Consider the following 19,812-nt stretch of genomic DNA (forward strand, 5'->3'; position numbering starts at 1 on the left):
CGGGCTCCTCGTGCGGGGTGCTGCGTAGGGGCCGCTGCGGCGGTGGAGCGGCTGTGACGTGCGGAAGTGGGGGGTGCTGGGTGGGGAACACGATACGGGGTGGTGGGGGGTGGGGGCTGGGGCCGGGGCCTGGGCCGGGGGGGGCGGCGGGGGTGGGGCGCCCGCGGCGGGCCTGTCCCCTTCCCGCCCCTTCCCGAAACCGGGGCTCCGCCCCGGGCCCCGCTCCTCGAACGCCGGAGGGGATGGGCCGGCGAACCCGGTGCGGCTGGAGCAGCCGCACCGGGGGCGGGTTACTTCTCCGTCACTCCCGCCGCGTCGAACGTCGCCACCTCGTGCATCGCCCGTGCCGCGCTCTGCACGATCGGCAGTGCCAGCAGCGCGCCGGTGCCCTCGCCCAGGCGGAGGTCAAGGTCGACCAGGGGGCGCAGGCCCAGCTTGTTCAGGGCTGCCACGTGGCCGGGTTCCGCGCTGCGGTGGCCCGCGATGCAGGCCGCGAGCGCCTCGGGGGCGATGGCCCGGGCGACCAGGGCCGCCGCGCCCGCGCTCACGCCGTCCAGGATCACCGGCGTACGCAGGGAGGCTCCGCCGAGGAGGAAGCCCGCCATGGCGGCGTGCTCCAGACCGCCCACGGCCGCGAGCACGCCGATCGGGTCGGACGCGTCCGGCTGGTGGAGGTCGAGCGCTCGGCGTACGACGTCGACCTTGCGGGCGTGCATCTCGTCGTTGATGCCGGTCCCCCGGCCGGTCACCTCGGAGGCGTCGATCCCGGTGTAGACGCAGATCAGGGCCGCCGAAGCGGTGGTGTTGGCGATACCCATCTCACCGGTGAGCAGCGCCTTGTTGCCCGCCGCCACCAGGTCGCGGGCGGTCTCGATGCCGACCTCGATCGCGGCCAGGACCTCGTCCCGGCCGAGGGCGGGGCCCGTGGTGAAGTCCGCGGTGCCCTTGCGTACCTTGCGGGGCAGCAGGCCCGGGGTGGCGGGCAGGTCCGCGGCGACGCCGACGTCGACGACGCAGACCTCCGCGCCGACCTGCGCGGCGAACGCGTTGCACACGGCTCCCCCGCCGAGGAAGTTCGCCACCATCTGCGCGGTGACCTCCTGCGGCCAGGCGGTGACACCCTGAGCGTGCACCCCGTGGTCACCGGCGAAGATCGCGACGGCCGCGGGCTCGGGGATCGGCGGCGGGCACATCCGGGAGAGACCGGACAGCTGCGCCGAGATGATCTCCAGCATGCCGAGCGCACCGGCGGGCTTCGTCATCCGCTTCTGCCGCTCCCACGCCTCACCGAGCGCCTTCGCGTCCAGCGGGCGGATCGCGGTGATCGTCTCCTGGAGCAGGTCGTGCGGCTCCTCGCCGGGCAGCGCCCGCCGGCCGTACGTCTCCTCGTGGACGACCCACGAGAGCGGGCGCCGCTTGGACCAGCCCGCCTGCAGCAGCTCGGGCTCCTCGGGGAACTCGTCGACGTAACCGACGCAGAGGTACGCCACCACTTCGAGGTGTTCCGGCAGGCCGAGCGCGCGGACCATCTCGCGCTCGTCGAAGAAGCTCACCCAGCCCACGCCGAGGCCCTCGGCACGGGCCGCCAGCCACAGGTTCTCCACGGCGAGCGCCGAGGAGTACGGAGCCATCTGCGGCTGCGTGTGGCGGCCGAGGGTGTGCCGGCCGCCACGCGTGGGGTCGGCGGTGACGACGATGTTGACCGGGGTGTCGAGGATCGCCTCGATCTTCAGTTCCTTGAACTGCTTCGCCCGGCCCTTGGGGAGCGACTTGGCGTAGGCGTCCCGCTGGCGCTGGGCCAGTTCGTGCATGGAACGGCGGGTCTCGGCGGACCGGATGACGACGAAGTCCCAGGGCTGCGAGTGGCCGACGCTCGGCGCGGTGTGCGCGGCCTCCAGGACCCGGAGCAGGACCTCGTGCGGAATCGGGTCGCCGCGGAAGCCGTTGCGGATGTCCCGGCGCTCACGCATGACGCGCAGCACCGCTTCGCGCTCGGCGTCGTCGTAGCCGGGCGCGGGCGGGGTGAACGGTTCCGCGGGGGCCGTCTCGGCTGTGGGCCGACCGATCGGGTCACCCTCCAGCTCCGGGGTCTCGATCACCTCGGGGCCGGTGCCGTCCTCGGCGTCGGTCACGGCTGCGGGCGCGGGATCGGGATCGGGATCGGCGGGGAGGTGTACGGGCTCCGGCTCCGCCGTGGCGGGCTCGGCCACCGCTGCCGGTTCGGACGCGACCTCTGCGGGCTCGGCGACGGCAGCGACCTCTGCCTCTGCGACCTCGGCGGGCGCGACGGGCTCTGCGGGCTCTGCGACCTCGGCGGGCGCGACAGGCTCTGCCACCTCGGCGGGCGCGACGGGCTCTGCGGGCTCTGCGACCTCGGCGGGCTCTGCGACCTCGGCTGGTGCGACGGGCTCGGCGGTCGCGGCGGTCGCGGCGGTCGCGGCGGTCGCGGCGGTCGCGGTGCCAGTGTCGGGCTCGACCTCCTCGGGGGCCTCGACGACCTCCATCTCCGGGTGTTCGTCGATGGTCGGGGCCGGAGCCGGAGCAACGGCCTCGATCGGCTGTACGGGAGCCACGGGCTCCGGCGCGGAAGCCTCCACTGGGCCGGACTCGGCCGGAACATCGGTGGGAGCGTCCGGCACCTCCACCGGCGCCTCGGCGAGCTGCTCCGTCGGGGCCACGGCGAGCGGCACGACCGGCTCCTCGTCCATGGCCTGGACCACCGACTCCGCCGGAGCCTCCGGCTGCGCGGCGGTGACCGGCTCGGGAACGACCGTTTCTGCCGGAGCCGCCGCCTGCTGCGCCTGCTCAGGCTCCGGAGCGACCTGCTCGGGCTCGACCGGCTGCTGCTCCACGACGACCGGAGCGATCACCTCGGCCTGAACCGGCTGCTCCGGCTGCTCCGGCTGTGTCGACTGCTCCGGCTGTGTCGGCTCGGCAGGCGCAGCCGCCTCGGGCTCGACTGCCACCTCGGGCTGGACCGGCTCGGCGGGTACCTCGGGCTCCACCGGCTCAACCGGTGACTCGACCGCGGGCGCGAACTCCACCGCCTGCTGCTCGGCCTGCTCCGCCTCGACCGCCACCTCCGGGGTCACAGCCCCAGGCTGGACCTCCGTTTCCGGCGCCGCATCCTCCTCAGCTTCCACCGCCACCCCGGGCTCGACGACGGGCTCAGCCACCGCCACCCCGGGCTCGACGACGGGCTCAGCCACCGCCACCCCGGGCTCGACGACGGGCTCAGCCACCGCCACCGCCTCCGCCTGGACCGTCGCCTCCGCCTCCGGCTGCGGCTGCGGCGGCGGGCCCCACGGGGACGCGCCCTGCGGCGGGATCTCGCCCTGCTGCGGGCCCGGCGGCACCGGGGCCTCCGGCGCCGGGACGTTGACGTACTCGGGGCCGGCCGCCGGCGGGCTCGCGTGGCGGGCGGGGGGTGCGGTCCTCACCGCTCCGGCGGGGCCTCGGTCGGCCAGCGAGCGGACCACTCCGGCGCCCTGCGTGCCGCCCCCGTACGACGGGGCCTCGGCCGAGGCCGGGCCCCGGTGCAGCGGGCGGCGGACCGGGGCGGGGGCGGGGGCCGCCGCGTGCGCGCCGACCGGGGCGGGCGCCTGTACGGGGGCCGGAGCCGCGATCCGTACACCGTTGAGGTCGACGGAGCCGGAGTCCCGTCCTCCGGACTCATGGGTGCCGTGCGCCTCGGCGGGGACCCGGGCCTCCTGCGCCTGCGCGGGAACCTGCGGCTGCGTCGCGTACTGCGGCTGGGCCTGGAACTGGTCAGCGGCCTGCTCCGGAGCAGCGGACACGGCGGGAGCCGGTGCGCCGTCCTGCGCGGCCGGGCCGGCGACGGCCTGAGGAGCGGGGGCGGAGACGGCTTGCGGGGCCGGGGCGGAGACGGCCTGGGAGGTCGTCGCCTGGGTCTGGGCCGTCTGCGGGTCGCTCCACGCGCCCTGGGAGGTCGGCATCAGCAGAAGGTCGTCGTCCTCGGGTGCGTGCTCGGAGGGGTCGAGGAAGGTGTAGGCGTCCGGGGCGGGGATGCCCGGCTGCTCCACCATGCCTGCGTTCTCCGGCAGTCCCTCGCCCGGGATCTGGCCGGTGTCAGTCATGCGTACCCCTCGCCCATCGTCAGTGCTCCTTCGGCCCTTCGCCCGGGACGCCGAACCACGGCACGCCGGTGCTCGTCCTGAAGAACGAGCGGGCTCGCCGCGCGGCACGAAACGCCCGCGGACCTCTTCTTATTCTCGCGGCCGTTCGCCGCCGCGGCAGGAAGTTCCGCCACGGCTCGCTGTGGACTACGCCACGTCGCGCGTCCCCCGGTTGGTGCCGTACCACAGAGCGGACCAAAACAGTCCACTTTTCCGGACATTGACGAACGAAGTGACGAACGTCCGGACGCGGTACAACAATCGGCCAGCCTACCTCCCGTACCGGAGGGGAAGGTCAGGGGGCGAGGTCCGAACGCCGTGCGGAGAGAAGGAACACGACGGACCGTTCACGCTCGGTCCACACCTCGGTGTCCAGGTCGACGGACTGGAGCAGCGAGCACTCGAGGGTGTAGCCGTTGCCGGTGAGCGCCGCGCCGAGGGCCTCGGCCTCGTCCCGGGTGGAGGCGTGCGTGACGATGCGTTCCGGGCGGCGGTCCATGACCGCCCTGACCACCGGGACGCCGCCGCCCCCGACCCGTACGACATCGGGTTCGGGGAGCCGTTCCAGGACGTGCGGGGCCCGGCCGCAGACGATCTGGAGGTTCACACCGAAGGCCCGGGCGGCGGCGTCCGTGCGGGAGCAGGCCCCGGGGTCGGCGTCCACCGCGAGGACCGCCGCGCCGAAACGGGCCGCCTCCACGGCCAGGGCGCCGCTGCCGGAGCCTATGTCCCACATCAGGTCGCCGGTGCGGGGGCCGAGGCGGGCCAGCTGGGCGGCGCGCAGGCTGGGGGACTCCCCCTCGCCGGACTCCCGCACACCTTCCGCGCCGGCCGCCCGGTAGGCCTCGGCGGGCAGGGCCCAGCCCCGGATGCCCTGCGGGTAGGCGGGCTGGCGGCCGGCGAACCAGGCGCCGGTGGCGGTGGTCTCGGGGCCGCCGCCGATGACGATGACGACGTTGGGGTCGCGCCAGGTGTGGTCGGCGGCCCGGTCGGAGGTGAGGACGGTGACGCGCTCGCGGTCGGTGCCCAGCTCCTCGCAGATCACGAAGGTGCGGTGGACGCCTTCGAGGAGGAGGGCCAGTTCGGCGGGGCCGGCGCCCGGTGAGGTGAGGACGGCGACCTTGTGGTGGGCCCGGCAGACGTTGACCGCACGGCGCAGGGTGCGGGGGTGGGCGACGACGATCTGGGCGTCGTCCCAGGGCATTCCGGACCGGGCGAAGGCGGTGGCCACGGCGGAGACGGCGGGGACGACCTCGACTTCGAGTCCGTGCTCGGGGGCGCGCAGGGTGCGGACGACACCGAAGAAGCCGGGGTCGCCGTCGGCGAGGACGACGGCGCTGCCGCGGTGGCCGGCGATGCGGCGGGCGGCCAGGTCGACGCTGCCGAGGCGGACGCGCTCCGCGCCGCTGGGCACTTCGGGCAGGGCCAGGTGGTGCGCGGCGCCCGCGACGAGCGTGGCGGCCGAGAGCGCGGCCGTGGCCGCTCTGGTCAGTGGCGAGCCGTCCCAGCCGATCACCGTGACCCGGTCGGCCATCGTCGTCTGTCTCCTGGGGGTGTCGGAGGGGGCGGGGCTTGCCCTGCGGTGGCGGGCAGGGGTGACAGTACCTGGTCCGGGCCGGGACCCGGCCGGGGGCCTCGTACCGGGGGCGCGGGATCAGTTCCAGTCGTCGTACGTGCCGTAGCCGCCGGCGTCGGCCAGCTGCTCGGCCACGCCCTCGAGGTCCTCGGGCAGGAGTCCCCAGACGATCAGGTCGGTGCGGACGTCGGTCCAGCCGCCGTCCTCCGTCTGGGTCCGGGCGATCCGGGCGTTGCGCAGGACGCCCTCGCTGATGCAGCCCAGCTTCTGCGCGACCTGCTGGGAGGCGGTGTTGTCGGCGGGGGTGCGCAGTTCGATGCGTTCGAAGCCCTGGTCGCGGAAGAGCCATTCGGCGACGGCCAGCACGGATTCGGTGGCGTACCCCTCACCGCGCGCCCAGGGGGCGGTGATGTAGCGGACCTCGGTGGCCAGCGTGCGCCAGTCGGTGTTGAGGAGGTGGACGCTTCCGACGAGCCGCTGGGTGAGGAACTCGGTGACGGCGAGGACGATGCCGTGGCCCGAGGTGCGTTCCCCGGGGGCGATTCGGCGGACCCAGCGTTCGGCGTCGACCTGGGTGTACGGGTGCGGCCCGTCGGTCCAGGCGGTGACCATCTCGTCGTTCATCATCTCGATGTACGCGGGGATGTCGGCCATGTCGAAGGGGCGCATCACCAACCTGTCCGTGCTGATGGAGATGGACGGAAAGGTGGTAGTCATGCGCAGCTCCATGCAGAAGACCGGGTAAAAGCACAGCATGCAGCATCGGGTCCGCGTTGTGCATGGGCGGGTCCGCACGGCGCAGCCCCGCGCCTTCCCGGCGGAAGGGGCGGGGCTGTGTCGGTCAAGTGCCCGACGTGGGTCAGGACTTGGCGGGGGTCAGGATGCGGCCGGGGCGCCGAAGGACGGGATGATCGAGCCCTTGTACGTGTCCTCGATGAACTTCTTGACCTCGTCGGAGTTGAGGAGCCCCGCCAGCTTCTCGACGCGCGGGTCCTTCTCGTTGCCGTCCTTGACCGCCAGGAAGTTGGCGTACGGGTTGCCCTCGGCCTTCTCCAGCGCGAGGGAGTCCTCGGCCGGGGAGAGCTTGGCCTCCAGGGCGTAGTTGCCGTTGATGACGGCGGCGTCCACGTCGTTCAGGGCGCGGGGCACGGTGGCGGCCTCCAGCTCCTTGAACTCCAGGCCCTTCTTGTCGGTGATGTCGCTCAGCTTGGCGGTGGTGCCGACGCCGTCCTTGAGCGTGATCAGGCCGTTCTCGGCGAGCAGCTGGAGGGCGCGGCCGCCGTTGGTGGTGTCGTTGGGGACGGCTATGGTCTGGCCGGCCTTGATGTCCTTGAGGTCCTTGATCTTCTTGGAGTAGAGACCCAGGGGCTCCAGGTGCACGTTGACGACCGGGACGATGGTGGTCTTGTTCTTCGCGTTGAAGTCGTCCAGGTAGGGCTTGTGCTGGAAGAAGTTGGCGTCGACCTGGCCGGACTGGGTGGCGGTGTTCGGCAGGACGTAGTCCGTGAACTCCTTGACCTCCAGCTTGAGGCCCTCCTTCTCCGCCAGGTTCTTCTTGACGAAGTTCAGGATGTCGGCGTGCGGCGTCGGGGACGCGGCGACGACCAGGGCCTTGGAGGTGTCGGCCTTCGCGCCGCTCTCGCTCTTGGCGGCCGGGTCGGAGTCCGTGCCGCAGGCGCTCAGGCCGAGGGCGAGGGCGGCGGCGGAAGCGACAGCTGCGGTGATCTTGATGTTCCTGCGCACGAAAAGTGCCTCTTTCTCACTGGTGGTGGTGCGCCCGGACAAGGAGTTCGGGCTTGATGGGGACGGGAGGTTCAGGGGGCTGAGGCCTTCAGGGTTCTGGATGCCTCAGGGGTCCGGCGGCCTTCAGGAGGCGGTGCGGCCTCGGCGGGCCAGCAGCCGGACGGTGATGTCGCCGATCAGCTGGATCACGCTGACGAGCACGATGAGGAGCGCGACCGTGATCAGCATGAACTGGTTGTCGAAGCGCTGGAATCCGTAGGTCACGGCCTTGGAGCCGAGCCCTTCGCCGCCGACCGCGCCGGCCATCGCGGAGTAGCCGATGAGCACGATGAGGGTGGTGGTGACACCCGAGACGAGCGAGGGCAGGGCCTGTGGCAGGAGCACCTTGCGGACGATGGTGGGGATGGAACCGCCCATCGACTGCACCGCTTCCACGAGCCCGTGGTCGACCTCCCGGATCGCCGTCTCGACGAGCCGGGCGAAGAACGGGATGGCGCCGACGGCGAGCGGCACGATCATCGCGGTGGGGCCGATGAAGGTGCCGACGACCCAGGTGGTGAAGGGGATCAGGGCGATCAGCAGGATGATGAACGGCAGCGAGCGGCCGATGTTCACGATCACGCCGATGACCTTGTTCACCGCGGTGTTCTGGAGCAGTCCGCCCTTGTCGGTGAGGACCAGCAGGACGCCGAGCGGCAGTCCGCCGACGACGGTGACCAGCGCGGACCACAGCACCATGTAGAGGGTGTCGAGGGTGCCCTGGGTCAGCAGGGGCTGCATTTCGGACCAGGTCACTTGACGACCTCCTTGGTGATCGGGGCGGGCGTCTGCTCCGGTACGGCGGCTGCGGCGGGTGCCGGGCGGGGCCTGGGTCCGTTCTCGTCCTCGACGACCTCGGCCTGGAGGCCCTGCTCGCGCAGGAAGCCGATGGGGACGACGTTCTCGTCGAACCGGCCGGGCAGCTCGATGCGCATCCGCCCGATCTGCTTGCCGCCGACGGTGTCCATGGCGGCGCCGAGGATCGAGATGTCGATGTTGTACGTACGCGAGAGCTGGGAGATCACCGGCCGGGCGGCGGCCTCCCCGTGGAAGGTGACGTCCACGACCGTGCGGTCGGGCCCGGAGGCGGTCCCGCCGACCGGGAACAGCTCGCTCGCCAGCTCGGAGCCGGGGGTGGCGAGCAGTCCGCCGACCGTGCCGGACTCCACGATCCGGCCGCGCTGCATGAGGGCGGCGGAGTCGCAGATCGTCTTGACGACGTCCATCTCGTGGGTGATCAGGAGGATGGTCAGGCCGAGCTGCTGGTTGAGGTCGCGCAGCAGCTGGAGGATGGAGCGGGTGGTCTCGGGGTCGAGGGCGGAGGTCGCCTCGTCCGAGAGCAGCACCTTGGGGTCGCCCGCCAGCGCGCGGGCGATGCCCACACGCTGCTTCTGGCCGCCGGAGAGCTGACCGGGGTAGGACCTCGCCTTGTCGGCGAGGCCGACCAGGTCGAGCAGGTCCTTGGCCTTGCGGGTGCGCTCCTGGCCGGAGACTCCGAGGATCTCCAGCGGGAGTTCCACGTTGTCCAGGACCGTGCGGGAGTCCAGCAGGTTGAAGTGCTGGAACACCATGCCGATCCGGGTGCGGGCGGCGCGCAGTTCCGCGCTCGCCCGCCGGCCGCGTCCGGCGAGGGCCGTGAGGTCCTGGCCGGCCACGGTCACCGTGCCGGAGGTGGGGCGCTCCAGCAGGTTGACGCAGCGGATCAGGGAGGACTTCCCGGCGCCGCTCTGTCCGATGACGCCGTATATCTCGCCCTCGCGGACGTGGAGGTCGACTCCGTCGAGCGCGGTGACCTCACGGTCGCGCGACTGGTAGACCTTCGTGAGGCCCGTCGTGGTGATCACAGGGGTTTCCGTCACTGTCGAGTGCGCGGCGCGGTGTCCGCCGGGCACGGGGCAATCGTCTGGAGAGACTGTTCGGGCCGGTCGTCCGGTTACGTCTCGGCACGGCTGGGTGCGGCGGTCGGCCGGGAAACAGCGCATGCGCGGGCGGGCTCGTTCCACAGGGTGCGAACGGCCCGGGCTCGGGTCTCGCTTCGGGGCGCGAGGCTCAGGCGGGGGCCCTCAGAAGGCGCGCATTCGACACATACAACGAGCACCGGGCGTGCTGATCGCCTCGGTCGCAAGGGTGCGGCTGCTCGTCGTGGTCATGGGCCCAAGTAAAACAGACGTCCACGTCGGCGCGAACCCGGCTGTCCGTATTCCGGACAGCCGTGGATGGTCGGCCGAGGTGTTCCGGGCCGTCTCGTCGGCGTCCGGCCACAGGGCTCTGACCTGCACTGACAGGGGTGCCGGGCGGGTGCGTACGGTTCCGGGGGCAGCCGCCCGCCGGGCGGGTCCGGGGGGTCGTTGTGGCCAAGGCCACGATCGGCGCCGTCGGGCCGGCCCGGGGCGGGGCCGCACGCGGGCGGGCGGTCCGGCCGTAATACCCTCGCTACATGCTTGACGCCCTGACGATCGCGGTCGCCGTGACCGCGCTCGCCCTAGCCGCCTGGTGCGGACACGCCGCCTACAAGGACCAGCCGACGAAGGACTGGCACTTCATCGGGATGGCCGTCGTGACCGTCCTGGCTCTGGCCCAGCTGGTGGTGGGCGTCGTGCGGTTGGCGCGCGGGGAGCGGCCGGAGCAGGGGATGGCGGTGTTCATCGCGTATCTCATCGGCTCGTTCGCGGCGGTACCGGCGGCCGGCTTCCTGTCCCTGTCCGAGCGGACCCGCTGGGGCTCGGTGACGGTGGCGGCGGGCGCTCTCGTCCTGGCGGTCCTCGAAGTACGGCTCTACGACATCTGGGGAAACTGACGTGAGTGACACCGACCGCCGCCCGGACCGGTCCCCCGCCAAGCCGTCCTTCGAGCTGGGCACCGGCCCGGGCCGGGTGCTCGTGTGGTTCTACGGGGTGTTCACGGTCGCGGCGGCCTCGCGCTCGGTCGTCGAGGTGATCCGGGGCTTCGACCGGGCGCCACTGGCCTATGCGCTGTCGGCCGTCGCCGCCGCGGTCTACGGGTTCATCACGTACTCGCTGGTGCGCGATGGTGAGAAGGCGCGCCGGGCGGCGCTGGTGTGCTGCGCCGCCGAGCTGCTGGGCGTCCTGGTCGTCGGCGCCTGGACGCTGGCCGAGCCGTCCGCCTTCCCCGACTCCACCGTCTGGTCGGACTTCGGGATGGGGTACCTGTTCATCCCGGTGATCCTGCCGGTCACCGGGATGATCTGGCTGCGGCGCGCCAAGCAGGCCTGAGACCCGCGGAGCGTGCCTGAGACCCGCGGAGCGTGCCTGAGACCCGCGGCATGAGGCCTTCCCGGTGGGGCGGCCGGGTCAGGCGCTGGCCACGAACTCCTGGGCCGCGACGTCCTTCTCCAGCAGGATGAGCCGGACGCCGTCCGTACCCGTGGCGTTCCCCACCTGGGCGTATCCGGCCCGCCGGTAGAGCCGCAGGTTGCTCTCGCTGCGGTGCCCGCTGTGCAGCCGGAAGCGGGTTGCCGCGCGGTCGGCCGCGAGGGCCGCCTCCGCCGCGTTCAGCAGGCGGGTGCCGAGGCCGTGCCGCTGGAGCCGGGGGTGGACGCAGAGCTTGCCGATCTGGCCCGTACCGTCGGTGTCGGTGAATCCGCGTACCGAGCCGACGACTTCGTCGCCGAGGCGGGCCACGAACACCAGGTCGTCGGCGACTTCGCCGCGTACCGCGTCGAGGGTCTGGACGAGCGGGTCGATCCGGTAGTTGTCGTACAGCTCGGCCTCGCGCTGGAAGCAGAGGTACTGGAGCCGGAAGATCTGCTCCACGTCCTGTGCCGTCGCCGCCGAGATGATCACGCTCATGCCCATGTGTGCACGCCTCCCGCTCACCTGTCCACCCGGTTGCCTACCGCCCTCTTCCCCGCAGTTCAGGGGTGACAACCTCCGCCGCCAGCATTCTGCGCAGACATCCAAGGCAACGGGAACGGATCGGGCCCAAACTCCCCTGTGACATACCCAACTCCCCTGCGATTTCGCGGTAGGTCGGGTCGGTGGGCGCCAGCATCGCGTCCAGCAGCCGGAAGCAGCGTTCGGGCAGCCGGGCCATCGCGGCGCGCAGCGCCCGGCGTTCGGCGGCACCGAGCGCGGCCCGCTCCGGGCTGCCGGCGGGTGACGCGGCGGGTTCCGTTCCGGCGTACGGGCGTTCCCGCCGGAGGGTGCGGCGCCCTCGGCGGGCCTCCGCGCGTACGGTGGCGCGCACCCAGCGGGCCGGGTCGCGCGGCGGTCCGGCCGCGGCGGGGCGCTCCAGCAGCCGCAGCCATACGGTCTGTTCGAGGTCGGCGGGGTCGAGACCGGCGGCGGGGGCCTCGGCCCGCGCCTCCGCTCGCACCAGGGGTGCTAAGGCGCGGACGACGAGGGCGGTGGCGGCGGCCGGGTCGGGTTCATGATCGAGAAGTGTCATGTTCCGGCGGACGTGGTGGTGGCACGGCCGGTTGCCCCGCACGGACGGCACCACCCGACCGGGGCACCTGCCGGCCCGGCGGCTGACGCCGCGTAGCCGCGGGGCCGCCGGGCCGTACAACCGTGGGCTCAGCGCCCCTTGAAGTCCGCCGCCGCGAGCAGCGCGGTGTCCGGGTGGTCGGCGAAGATGCCGTCGATGCCGGTGGCGAAGTACGCGGCGTAGGCGCCGAAGACGTCACCGTAGGCGTTGGGGTCGGTGCCGCGCCGGAAGTCGGCCGGCAGGAAGCTGTTCTCGTTGCGCAGCGTGTACGGGTGCAGGAGCAGGCCGCGCGCGTGCGCGTCCTTCACCAGCGTGGTCGGCGCGGTCAGGCGGCCCGCGTTGTCCTTGGGGATGACCAGGTCGAGGGTCGGGCCGATGCCCTGGGCGAACGAGGCGATCCACTTCAGTCCGGCGGGCTTCACCAGGTCGGCCACCGTGCGCGGGTCGCCGGACTCGACGAAGTCCCAGGGGCGCGTCGTCGGGCCGGAGAGCAGGACGATGCGCGGGGTGGCGACCAACCGGGCGAGACGCTGGACGGAACTCGGCTCGAAGGACTGGAGGATGAGCGCGGAGTCCTTGCGGTCCCGGCCGTAGCGGCGCAGCAGCCGGGCGAGGGGCTCCTCCAGGCCGAGGCCGAGGCTCCGGAAGTAGGTGGGGTGCTTGGTCTCCACGTACAGCCGGACGGGCTTGCCGCGCTTGCGGCCCTCCCGGTCGGCCCAGCGCAGGACCTCCTCGAAGGTGGGGATCGTCCAGCGGCCGTCGTAGAGGGTGTTGTCGGGGCGGTTGCCGGGGATGCGCTCCTTGGCCCGCAGGGTCTTGAGCTCGGCGAGGGTGAAGTCCTCGGTGAACCAGCCGGTGTAGCTGACGCCGTCGATCCTCTTGGTGGCCTTGCGGCCGGCGAACTCGGGGTGGTCGGCGACGTCCGTGGTGGCGGTGATGTCGCTCTCGTGCCGGCAGACCAGGTGGCCGTCCTTGGTGGGCACGAGGTCCTGCTCGACGATGTGCGCGCCGAGGTCCAGCGCCAGCTGGTAGGAGCCGAGGGTGTGCTCGGGGCGGTAGCCGCTGGCCCCCCGGTGGCCGATCACCGTCGGCACGGGCAGGTCCCGCAGGGAGCCGTGGCTCCCCCCGTGACCGTCGCGTCCCCGCTCGGCGGCCTGCGCTGCGCCGGTCAGGCCCAGGGCGGCCGTGGAGAGGACGGCGGCGCCCAGAAGGGTCCGCCGGCCCGGACTGCCGGTCACACGCTCCGTCATGAATGCTCCTCGCTCGGTGCTGTCCTGACCCGGTCGGGCGGGGCCCGATCGTAGGCAGGCGGGCCGGACCACGGGGCGGATCGGGGGCGAACATGGCGGAAACACACGTCAACATCGCGTATCCACTCCGTGAACCCGATGTGCGATCAGTGCGTACCCGCGAGTATCGTCCTCACCTGCACAGTCCAACACCTCGCCCCACCGGACACCACCTCGCACCACCTCACCCGACCCCGGCCGGCCCGGCCACGACACCGGAGGAACCGTTGTCCCGTCTCACGGTCATCAAGGCAGTGCTCGGACCGATTCTGCGCCTGATGTTCCGCCCACAGGTGGAGGGCGCGGAGAACATTCCCGGGACCGGGCCGGTGATCCTCGCGGGCAACCACCTCACCTTCATCGACTCGATGATCATGCCGATCTGCTGCGACCGGCCGGTGTTCTACATCGGCAAGGACGAGTACGTGACGGGCAAGGGGCTCAAGGGCCGCCTGATGGCCTGGTTCTTCACCGGTTGCGGCATGATCCCGGTGGACCGGGACGGCGGCCGGGGCGGGGTCGCGGCGCTGATGACCGGGCGCCGGGTGCTGGAGGAGGGCCAAGCCTTCGCGATCTACCCCGAGGGCACCCGCTCCCCCGACGGCCGGCTCTACCGGGGCCGTACGGGGATCGCGCGGCTGACGCTGATGACGGGCGCCCCGGTGGTCCCGTTCGCCATGATCGGCACCGACAAGCTCCAGCCGGGCGGCGCCGGACTGCCCCGGCCGGGCAAGGTCACGGTGCGCTTCGGCGAGCCGATGGAGTTCTCCCGGTACGAGGGCATGGACCGCGACCGCTACGTGCTGCGGGCGGTGACCGACTCGGTGATGTCCGAGGTGATGCGGCTCTCCGGCCAGGAGTACGTGGACATGTACGCGACGAAGGCGAAGGCCGCCTGATCCGGTCGTACGCGGAGGGGCCCGCACCCCGTATCCCGGGGTGCGGGCCCCTCCGCGTGACGGCGTACTACGGGTGCTCGACGCCGTCCTCCAGCTTCTGGCCCCGCAGCAGGAACCAGGCGGCGACGGCCGCCGCGAGGAGCACCGCCGACCCGACGCCGGCGGCGGACCTCATCCCGTCGACGAACGCCTCCTGGGCCGCGGAGATCAGCGGGCCGGCCTGGGCGGCCGGCAGGGTGGCGGCCGCCTCGACGGCCCCGCCGAGCGACTCGTGGGCCGCCGACTCGACTCCGCCGGGGATGCCGTCCGGGGTCGGGAAGCCCCGGTACACGCCGGTGACGATGGAGCCGAGCAGGGCGATGCCGAGGGCGGCACCGAGCTCGTACGCCGTCTCCGACACGGCGGACGCGGAACCGGCCTGCTCCTGCGGGACGCTGGAGAGGATGACGTCGGCGGTGACCGTGAAGGAGAACCCGGCGCCGACACCGACGACCAGCAGCATGGAGCCGAGCAGCGGGTAGCCGGTGTGCTGGTCGAGCAGGGTCACCGTGCCCAGGGCCAGCCCGACCGCTGCGAGTCCGCCCGCCACGACCGAGCGCACCGAGAACCGGCGGGCGGCGAATCCGGCCAGCAGACCGGCGGTCACCGCGCCGATGGCGGCGGGCAGTTCGGCGAGCCCCGCCTCCAGCGGGCCCCGGCCCTGCACCAGTTGGAGGAACTGGGAGAGGAAGAAGACCAGACCCGACAGACCGAGGATGGTCAACAGGTCGGCGAGGACCGCGCCGGAGAAGCCCCGGTGGTGGAAGAGCCGCATGTCCAGCAGTGGCGCGGGCAGGTGGAGCTGCCTGCGGACGAACCAGGCGAGGGCGACGGCGCCGAGGACGGCCGCCACGCCGGGCCCCCAGCCCAGCCCGTGCGAGGCCGTCTCCTTGATGGCGTACACGATGCCGATCATGCCGACCAGGGAGAGCCCGACGCTGAGCATGTCCCAGGGGCCGGGGGCGGGGTTCTTGGACTCCGGGATCAGCTTGACGCCGACGACGACGAGGACGGCCATCACGGGCAGGTTGATCAGGAAGACCGAACCCCACCAGAAGTGTTCGAGCAGGAACCCGCCGACGACCGGGCCGACGGCCGCGCCCGCCGAGGCCATAGCACCCCAGATGCCGATGGCGAGGCTGCGCTCGCGCGGGTCGTGGAAGAGGTTGCGGATCAGGGCGAGCGTGGACGGCATCAAGGTGGCGCCCGCGACACCGAGCAGCGCCCGGGCCACGATCATCATCTCGGGTGTGGTCGCGTAGGCGTTGAGCACGGAGACCGCCCCGAACGCCGTGGCACCGATGAGCAGCAGCTTCTTGCGGCCGATGCGGTCACCGAGGCTGCCCATCGAGACGAGCAGGCCGGCGATGACGAAGGAGTAGACGTCACCGATCCAGAGCAACTGGTTGCCGGTGGGAGCGAGGTCCTCGCTGAGGAAGGGGGTGGCGAGACCGAGGACGGTCGCGTCGACGGCCACCAGCAGGACGGCGAGGACGAGCACGGCGAGCGCGATCCACCGCCCTGGGCGGCGTACGTCGTCCGTCTTCTTCGGGTGCTGGTCGATGCTGGTCACTGCTCCACGCTCCGGCGGGCTCCGCCGAGCAGCAGCTCGACGATCATGTACGAGAAGTCCTGTGCGGCGACCCGCCCCACCTGGACGGACCAGGCCCCGGTGCCGATGAGCCCGTAGAGGGCCTCGGTCAGCCAGGCGGGGGTGAGGTCGATACGGAACTCGCCGCGTTCCTGGCCGCGGCGGAAGAAGGCGGAGACCCGGGCATCGGCCCGGTTCCAGCCCTCGTTGACCTGGTCGCCCTCGAAGAGCTGGTTCTCCGTCACCAGGAACGAGAGCAGACCGGCGCTGGGCTCGACGGCCGCGATCAGGCGGCGCAGCCCCTCGTCGGAGGCGCCTTCGTCGAGCCGGGCGGCATCCAGGGCCGCCTCGAACTCCTGGATACCGAGATCCTCCAGCGCCTTCACCAGCGCGTCACGTCCGGCGAAGTGGCGGTGGAGGGTGGCGCGCCCGATACCCGCAGCTTTGGCGACCTCGTCCATGGTGGCGGTCGATTTGTGGGTCAGCAGGGCGGCGGCGCTGCGCAGCACCTGCTCACGGTCGAGAGTCATGAGACGACCTTAACCCATGTGAGACTTCGTTGTCTCATTGAGGAACCTGCGGGGGCCCGGAAAGGGGTGACCGAGGGAGATCCAGGAGGAGGCGGGGACGGGGACGTCCGGACGCCGCGTGAGCGGTGCGGGAGGAGACCGCGAGGAGCTGGTGTCCTGCGAGCGGCGGGATGGTCAGGAGGTGAACCCACTCCTTGCCACTCTCAACTTATAGCGGATGGGGGGCCTTGCGGCAAGACCCCCCAGGTGCCGCAGAATCGGCGGCCGAAGCCGGGACCAGGAGTGCCGTCCCCGCGACGCCCACCCTCCCACGGACACTCCGGAACGGAACGGACCACGTGCCCCCTCTGCCCACCAGCGCCTTCCACCTCCCCGACCGCCTCTCCCCCAAGGCCGACCCGGCGCTGATCGGCGCCGACGAGCAGCACTTCGCGGCCATCGCGCGCTGTCTGGACGAGTCGGTCGCCGAGCTGACCGGCCGCCTGGAGGCCGAGCGCAGAGCTCCCGGCGGCACGGGTCGGCAGGCGATGGACCGGGACGCGGAGATCCACCGGCTCACCGCCCGCCTGCGCACCCTGCGCCGCTTCGGACTCGACCTCTGCCTCGGGCACATGGTCGGCGAGGACGGCTCCGAACCCGTGTACGTCGGCCGGCTCGGCCTCACCGACGGCGAGGGCCGCCGGCTGCTGGTCGACTGGCGCTCCCCCGCCGCCGAGCCGTTCTTCGGCGCCACCCACGCCCACCCGATGGGCCTGGCGAGCCGCCGCAGATACCGCTGGACCGGCGGCCGGATCAGCGACTACTGGGACGAGGTGTTCACCCCGGACGCGTTCGACGGGCATGCCGCGCTCGACGACCGGTCGGCGTTCATCGCCGGCCTCGGTGCCAACCGCTCGGAGCGGATGCGTGACGTGCTCGGCACCATCCAGGCCGACCAGGACGCCGTCATCCGCGCGAGCTCCCGGGGTGCACTCGTCGTGGACGGCGGGCCCGGTACGGGGAAGACGGTCGTCGCCCTGCACCGCTCCGCGTACCTCCTGTACTCCGACCCCCGGCTCGGCAACCGGCGCGGCGGCGTCCTGTTCGTCGGCCCGTCCCGGCCCTACCTCGGGTACGTCGCCGACGTACTGCCCAGCCTCGGGGAGGAGGGCGTCCAGACCTGCACCCTGCGGGACCTCGTCGCCGAGGGGGCGACGGCGGTGGCCGAGGCCGACCCGGAGGTGGCCCGGCTCAAGGCGTCGGCGGGCCTGGTGAAGGCGGTCGAGGCGGCCGTGCGGTTCTACGAGGAGCCGCCCACCCGGAGCCTGACGGTCACGACTCCCTGGTCCGACGTCCGGCTGACCGCTGCCGACTGGGCCGTGGCGTTCGAGGCGGCCGGACCCGGGGCCGTACACAACGAGGCGCGCGAGCAGGTCTGGGAGGAGCTGCTGACGCTTCTGGTGGAGAAGCACGACGGAGACGGTGACGGAGACGGTGACGGGGTGTCACCCGACCTGGTCCGCGAGGTGCTGGGACAGGACCGGGAGCTGGCCGCCGCCTTCGACCGCGCGTGGCCGCTGCTGGACGCGGCCGAAGTCGTCGGGGACCTGTGGTCGGTCCCCGCGTACCTGCGCAAGTGCGCTCCCTGGCTCGGCCGGGACGAGGTCGGGCTGTTGCGGCGCGCGGACTCCCAGGCCTGGACGGTGGCCGATCTGCCGATCCTGGACGCGGCGCGGCAGCGGGTCGGAGACCCGCAGGCGTCGCGGCGCAGGCATCGGCAGAAGGCGGCCGCGGCCGCCGAACGCGCGAGCATGGCCCAGGTCATCGACGCCCTGCTCGCCGACGAGACCCTGGCCGACGCCGACGCCGACAGCGAGGGCGCACTGGTGATGCTGCGCGGCCAGGACATGCGGGACACCCTGGTCGACCCGGACGGATCGCCCGGCGTCGAACCGGACCGGCTGGCCGGCCCGTTCGCGCACATCGTCGTGGACGAGGCGCAGGAGCTGACCGACGCGGAGTGGCAGATGCTGCTGGCGCGGTGCCCGTCCCGGAGTTTCACCGTGGTCGGGGACCGGGCCCAGGCCCGGCACGGGTTCACGGAGTCGTGGCGGGAGCGTCTGGAGCGGGTCGGGCTCGACCGGGTCGCCGTGGCCTCCCTGAGCATCAACTACCGGACGCCGAAGGAGGTCATGGCGGAGGCCGAGCCGGTGATCCGGGCGGTGCTGCCGGACGCCCGTGTGCCGACGTCGATCCGCTCCGGCGGCCGGCCCGTGGTCCACGGACCGGTCGCGGACCTGGCGCCGCTCCTCGACGCGTGGCTCGCCGCGCACCCGGACGGGATCGCGTGCGTCATCGGTGACCCCGCGTTCCGGTCGACGCCCCGCGTGCGGTCGCTGACGCCGGAACTGTCGAAGGGCCTCGAGTTCGACCTGGTGGTGCTGGTCGACCCGGAGGCGTTCGGCGAGGGCGTCGAAGGGGCGGTCGACCGGTATGTGGCGATGACGCGGGCGACCCAGGAGCTCGCCGTCCTGACGAGCTCCTGAAGCCGCGCGGTCTTCCTCAGTGCCAGGGAAGGCCCGCGCGGTGGCGCCAGTACGACTCCGGCTCCTCCACCAGGGCGTCCAGCCGGGCCCGTTGCTCCTCGTCGAGGCCGACGACGGGGGCGTGCAGATTCCCGGCGAGCTGGGTGACGGTGGCGGCGCCGGAGAGGACGACCCCGACCCAGGGCTGGTGCAGGACGAGCGCGAGGGCGACCGCGTCGCCGCCCACCCCCGCGTCGGCGGCGATCTCCTGGAACACGGCGGGGGCCTCCTCCCCGGCCAGGCGTCCGTTGGCCATGCCCTCCTTGACGATCACGGTGAGCCCGGCGTCGTGGGCCTCGGCGAGGGCGGGCGCGGCCGAGGTCTCCAGGGCGTTGTAGGTGGCCTGGACCGTACGGAAGAGGGGGTTGCCGTCGACCGTGACGGCGAGCGCGGCCCGGATGGCGTCGGCCTGGGCGGGGCCGCTGGTGGAGAAGCCGACGGCGACCCCGTCGGCGGCCAGGGCGGCGAGGCGCTCGTGGAGCTCCTTGTCGGCGAGGGCCGGGCTGTCGGCGGTCAGCGAGTGGATCTGGTAGAGGTCGAGCCGGCCGCCGAGGAGGTCGTGGGTCTCGGCGCGCTGGCGCTCGAAGGTGGCGAGGCTGTGGTCCTTCACCTCGTGGACCTCCGCCTCGGTACTCCAGTCGGCGGTGTAGGTGTACCCCCATTTGGAGCCGACGACGAGGTCGGTGAAGGAGGGCCGGGCGTCCAGCCACTCGCCGAGGAACTCCTCGGCGCGGCCGTAGGAGCGGGCCGCGTCGACGTACCGGACGCCCTGCGCGTACGCCGCGTCCAGCAGTTCGTGGGTGCGGGCGCGCAGATCCTCCACGTCCCGGCCGTCGGGGAAGTCCTGGTCGCGGTGGAGGTTGATGTATCCGGGCCTCCCGACGGCTGCGAGGCCCAGTCCGATGTGGGCGGTCGGGGTCGTCGCGGTGGCCAGGGCGGTGAAGGGCATCGCGGGCTCCT

Annotated in this window: 16 protein-coding genes; 4 read left to right on the top strand and 12 right to left on the bottom strand. The window is 72.7% G+C overall.

Annotated features, from left to right (window positions below):
* Window positions 1-290: 290 nt before the first annotated feature.
* The 6 genes from cobT to ACIQAK_RS15480 form a co-directional block, all read right to left on the bottom strand.
* Window positions 291-4,097, bottom strand: a complete 3,807-nt coding sequence (gene cobT / locus ACIQAK_RS15455; RefSeq protein ID WP_366389832.1) for a nicotinate-nucleotide--dimethylbenzimidazole phosphoribosyltransferase — start codon at window positions 4,095-4,097, stop codon at window positions 291-293.
* Window positions 4,098-4,431: 334 nt separating this feature from the next.
* Entirely contained in the window at window positions 4,432-5,670 is a 1,239-nt protein-coding gene (gene cbiE / locus ACIQAK_RS15460) for a precorrin-6y C5,15-methyltransferase (decarboxylating) subunit CbiE (RefSeq protein WP_366389831.1), read from the bottom strand.
* Between the two features lie 120 nt (window positions 5,671-5,790).
* Window positions 5,791-6,468: a GNAT family N-acetyltransferase gene (locus ACIQAK_RS15465; RefSeq protein WP_366389830.1), complete on the bottom strand. Its 678-nt coding sequence runs from the start codon at window positions 6,466-6,468 to the stop codon at window positions 5,791-5,793.
* A 120-nt stretch (window positions 6,469-6,588) separates the two neighbouring features.
* Window positions 6,589-7,455, bottom strand: coding sequence for a MetQ/NlpA family ABC transporter substrate-binding protein (locus ACIQAK_RS15470; protein WP_366389829.1), 867 nt, complete (start codon window positions 7,453-7,455; stop codon window positions 6,589-6,591).
* A gap of 123 nt (window positions 7,456-7,578) precedes the next feature.
* A complete protein-coding gene (locus ACIQAK_RS15475; RefSeq protein ID WP_366389828.1) occupies window positions 7,579-8,250 on the bottom strand; it encodes a methionine ABC transporter permease in 672 nt (223 codons plus the stop codon).
* Window positions 8,247-9,338 carry an ATP-binding cassette domain-containing protein gene (locus tag ACIQAK_RS15480; RefSeq protein WP_366389827.1) on the bottom strand — a complete coding sequence of 364 codons (1,092 nt, stop codon included), beginning with the start codon at window positions 9,336-9,338 and terminating at the stop codon, window positions 8,247-8,249. Before ACIQAK_RS15480 ends, ACIQAK_RS15475 begins: the two co-directional genes overlap by 4 nt.
* Window positions 9,339-9,931: 593 nt before the next feature.
* On the opposite strand from ACIQAK_RS15480, the gene ACIQAK_RS15485 reads away from it, so the two are divergent.
* Complete coding sequence (locus tag ACIQAK_RS15485) at window positions 9,932-10,291, top strand: hypothetical protein (RefSeq protein ID WP_366389826.1); 360 nt, start codon at window positions 9,932-9,934, stop codon at window positions 10,289-10,291.
* Between the two features lies 1 nt (window position 10,292).
* Window positions 10,293-10,727 (top strand): hypothetical protein, encoded by a 435-nt coding sequence (locus tag ACIQAK_RS15490; protein WP_366389825.1) that lies wholly within the window; start codon window positions 10,293-10,295, stop codon window positions 10,725-10,727.
* Window positions 10,728-10,805: 78 nt separating this feature from the next.
* On the opposite strand, the gene ACIQAK_RS15495 is transcribed toward ACIQAK_RS15490, so the two are convergent.
* The 3 genes from ACIQAK_RS15495 to ACIQAK_RS15505 all read right to left on the bottom strand — a co-directional run bounded on the left by ACIQAK_RS15495 (window position 10,806) and on the right by ACIQAK_RS15505 (window position 13,190).
* Entirely contained in the window at window positions 10,806-11,309 is a 504-nt protein-coding gene (locus ACIQAK_RS15495; RefSeq protein ID WP_366389824.1) for a GNAT family N-acetyltransferase, read from the bottom strand.
* 37 nt (window positions 11,310-11,346) lie between these two features.
* A complete protein-coding gene (locus ACIQAK_RS15500) occupies window positions 11,347-11,901 on the bottom strand; it encodes a sigma-70 family RNA polymerase sigma factor (protein ID WP_366389823.1) in 555 nt (184 codons plus the stop codon).
* Window positions 11,902-12,029: 128 nt separating this feature from the next.
* Window positions 12,030-13,190 carry a glycerophosphodiester phosphodiesterase gene (locus tag ACIQAK_RS15505; RefSeq protein ID WP_366389822.1) on the bottom strand — a complete coding sequence of 387 codons (1,161 nt, stop codon included), beginning with the start codon at window positions 13,188-13,190 and terminating at the stop codon, window positions 12,030-12,032.
* 266 nt (window positions 13,191-13,456) lie between these two features.
* Here ACIQAK_RS15505 and ACIQAK_RS15510 point away from each other — a divergent pair, with 266 nt between their 5' ends.
* A complete protein-coding gene (locus ACIQAK_RS15510; protein ID WP_073881854.1) occupies window positions 13,457-14,128 on the top strand; it encodes a 1-acyl-sn-glycerol-3-phosphate acyltransferase in 672 nt (223 codons plus the stop codon).
* A gap of 67 nt (window positions 14,129-14,195) precedes the next feature.
* On the opposite strand, the gene ACIQAK_RS15515 is transcribed toward ACIQAK_RS15510, so the two are convergent.
* Window positions 14,196-15,740 (bottom strand): MFS transporter, encoded by a 1,545-nt coding sequence (locus ACIQAK_RS15515; protein WP_366389821.1) that lies wholly within the window; start codon window positions 15,738-15,740, stop codon window positions 14,196-14,198.
* Window positions 15,737-16,288: a TetR/AcrR family transcriptional regulator gene (locus ACIQAK_RS15520; RefSeq protein WP_366389820.1), complete on the bottom strand. Its 552-nt coding sequence runs from the start codon at window positions 16,286-16,288 to the stop codon at window positions 15,737-15,739. Before ACIQAK_RS15520 ends, ACIQAK_RS15515 begins: the two co-directional genes overlap by 4 nt.
* A 338-nt stretch (window positions 16,289-16,626) precedes the next feature.
* Between ACIQAK_RS15520 and helR the strand changes: the two genes are divergently transcribed.
* Window positions 16,627-18,813, top strand: coding sequence for an RNA polymerase recycling motor ATPase HelR (gene helR / locus ACIQAK_RS15525; RefSeq protein WP_366389819.1), 2,187 nt, complete (start codon window positions 16,627-16,629; stop codon window positions 18,811-18,813).
* A 16-nt stretch (window positions 18,814-18,829) separates the two neighbouring features.
* On the opposite strand, the gene ACIQAK_RS15530 is transcribed toward helR, so the two are convergent.
* On the bottom strand, window positions 18,830-19,801 hold the full coding sequence (locus ACIQAK_RS15530; RefSeq protein WP_366389818.1) for an aldo/keto reductase: 972 nt from the start codon (window positions 19,799-19,801) through the stop codon (window positions 18,830-18,832).
* Window positions 19,802-19,812: the final 11 nt, after the last annotated feature.

Source organism: Streptomyces sp. NPDC088706 (assembly GCF_044752765.1).
Lineage (GTDB): Bacteria > Actinomycetota > Actinomycetes > Streptomycetales > Streptomycetaceae > Streptomyces.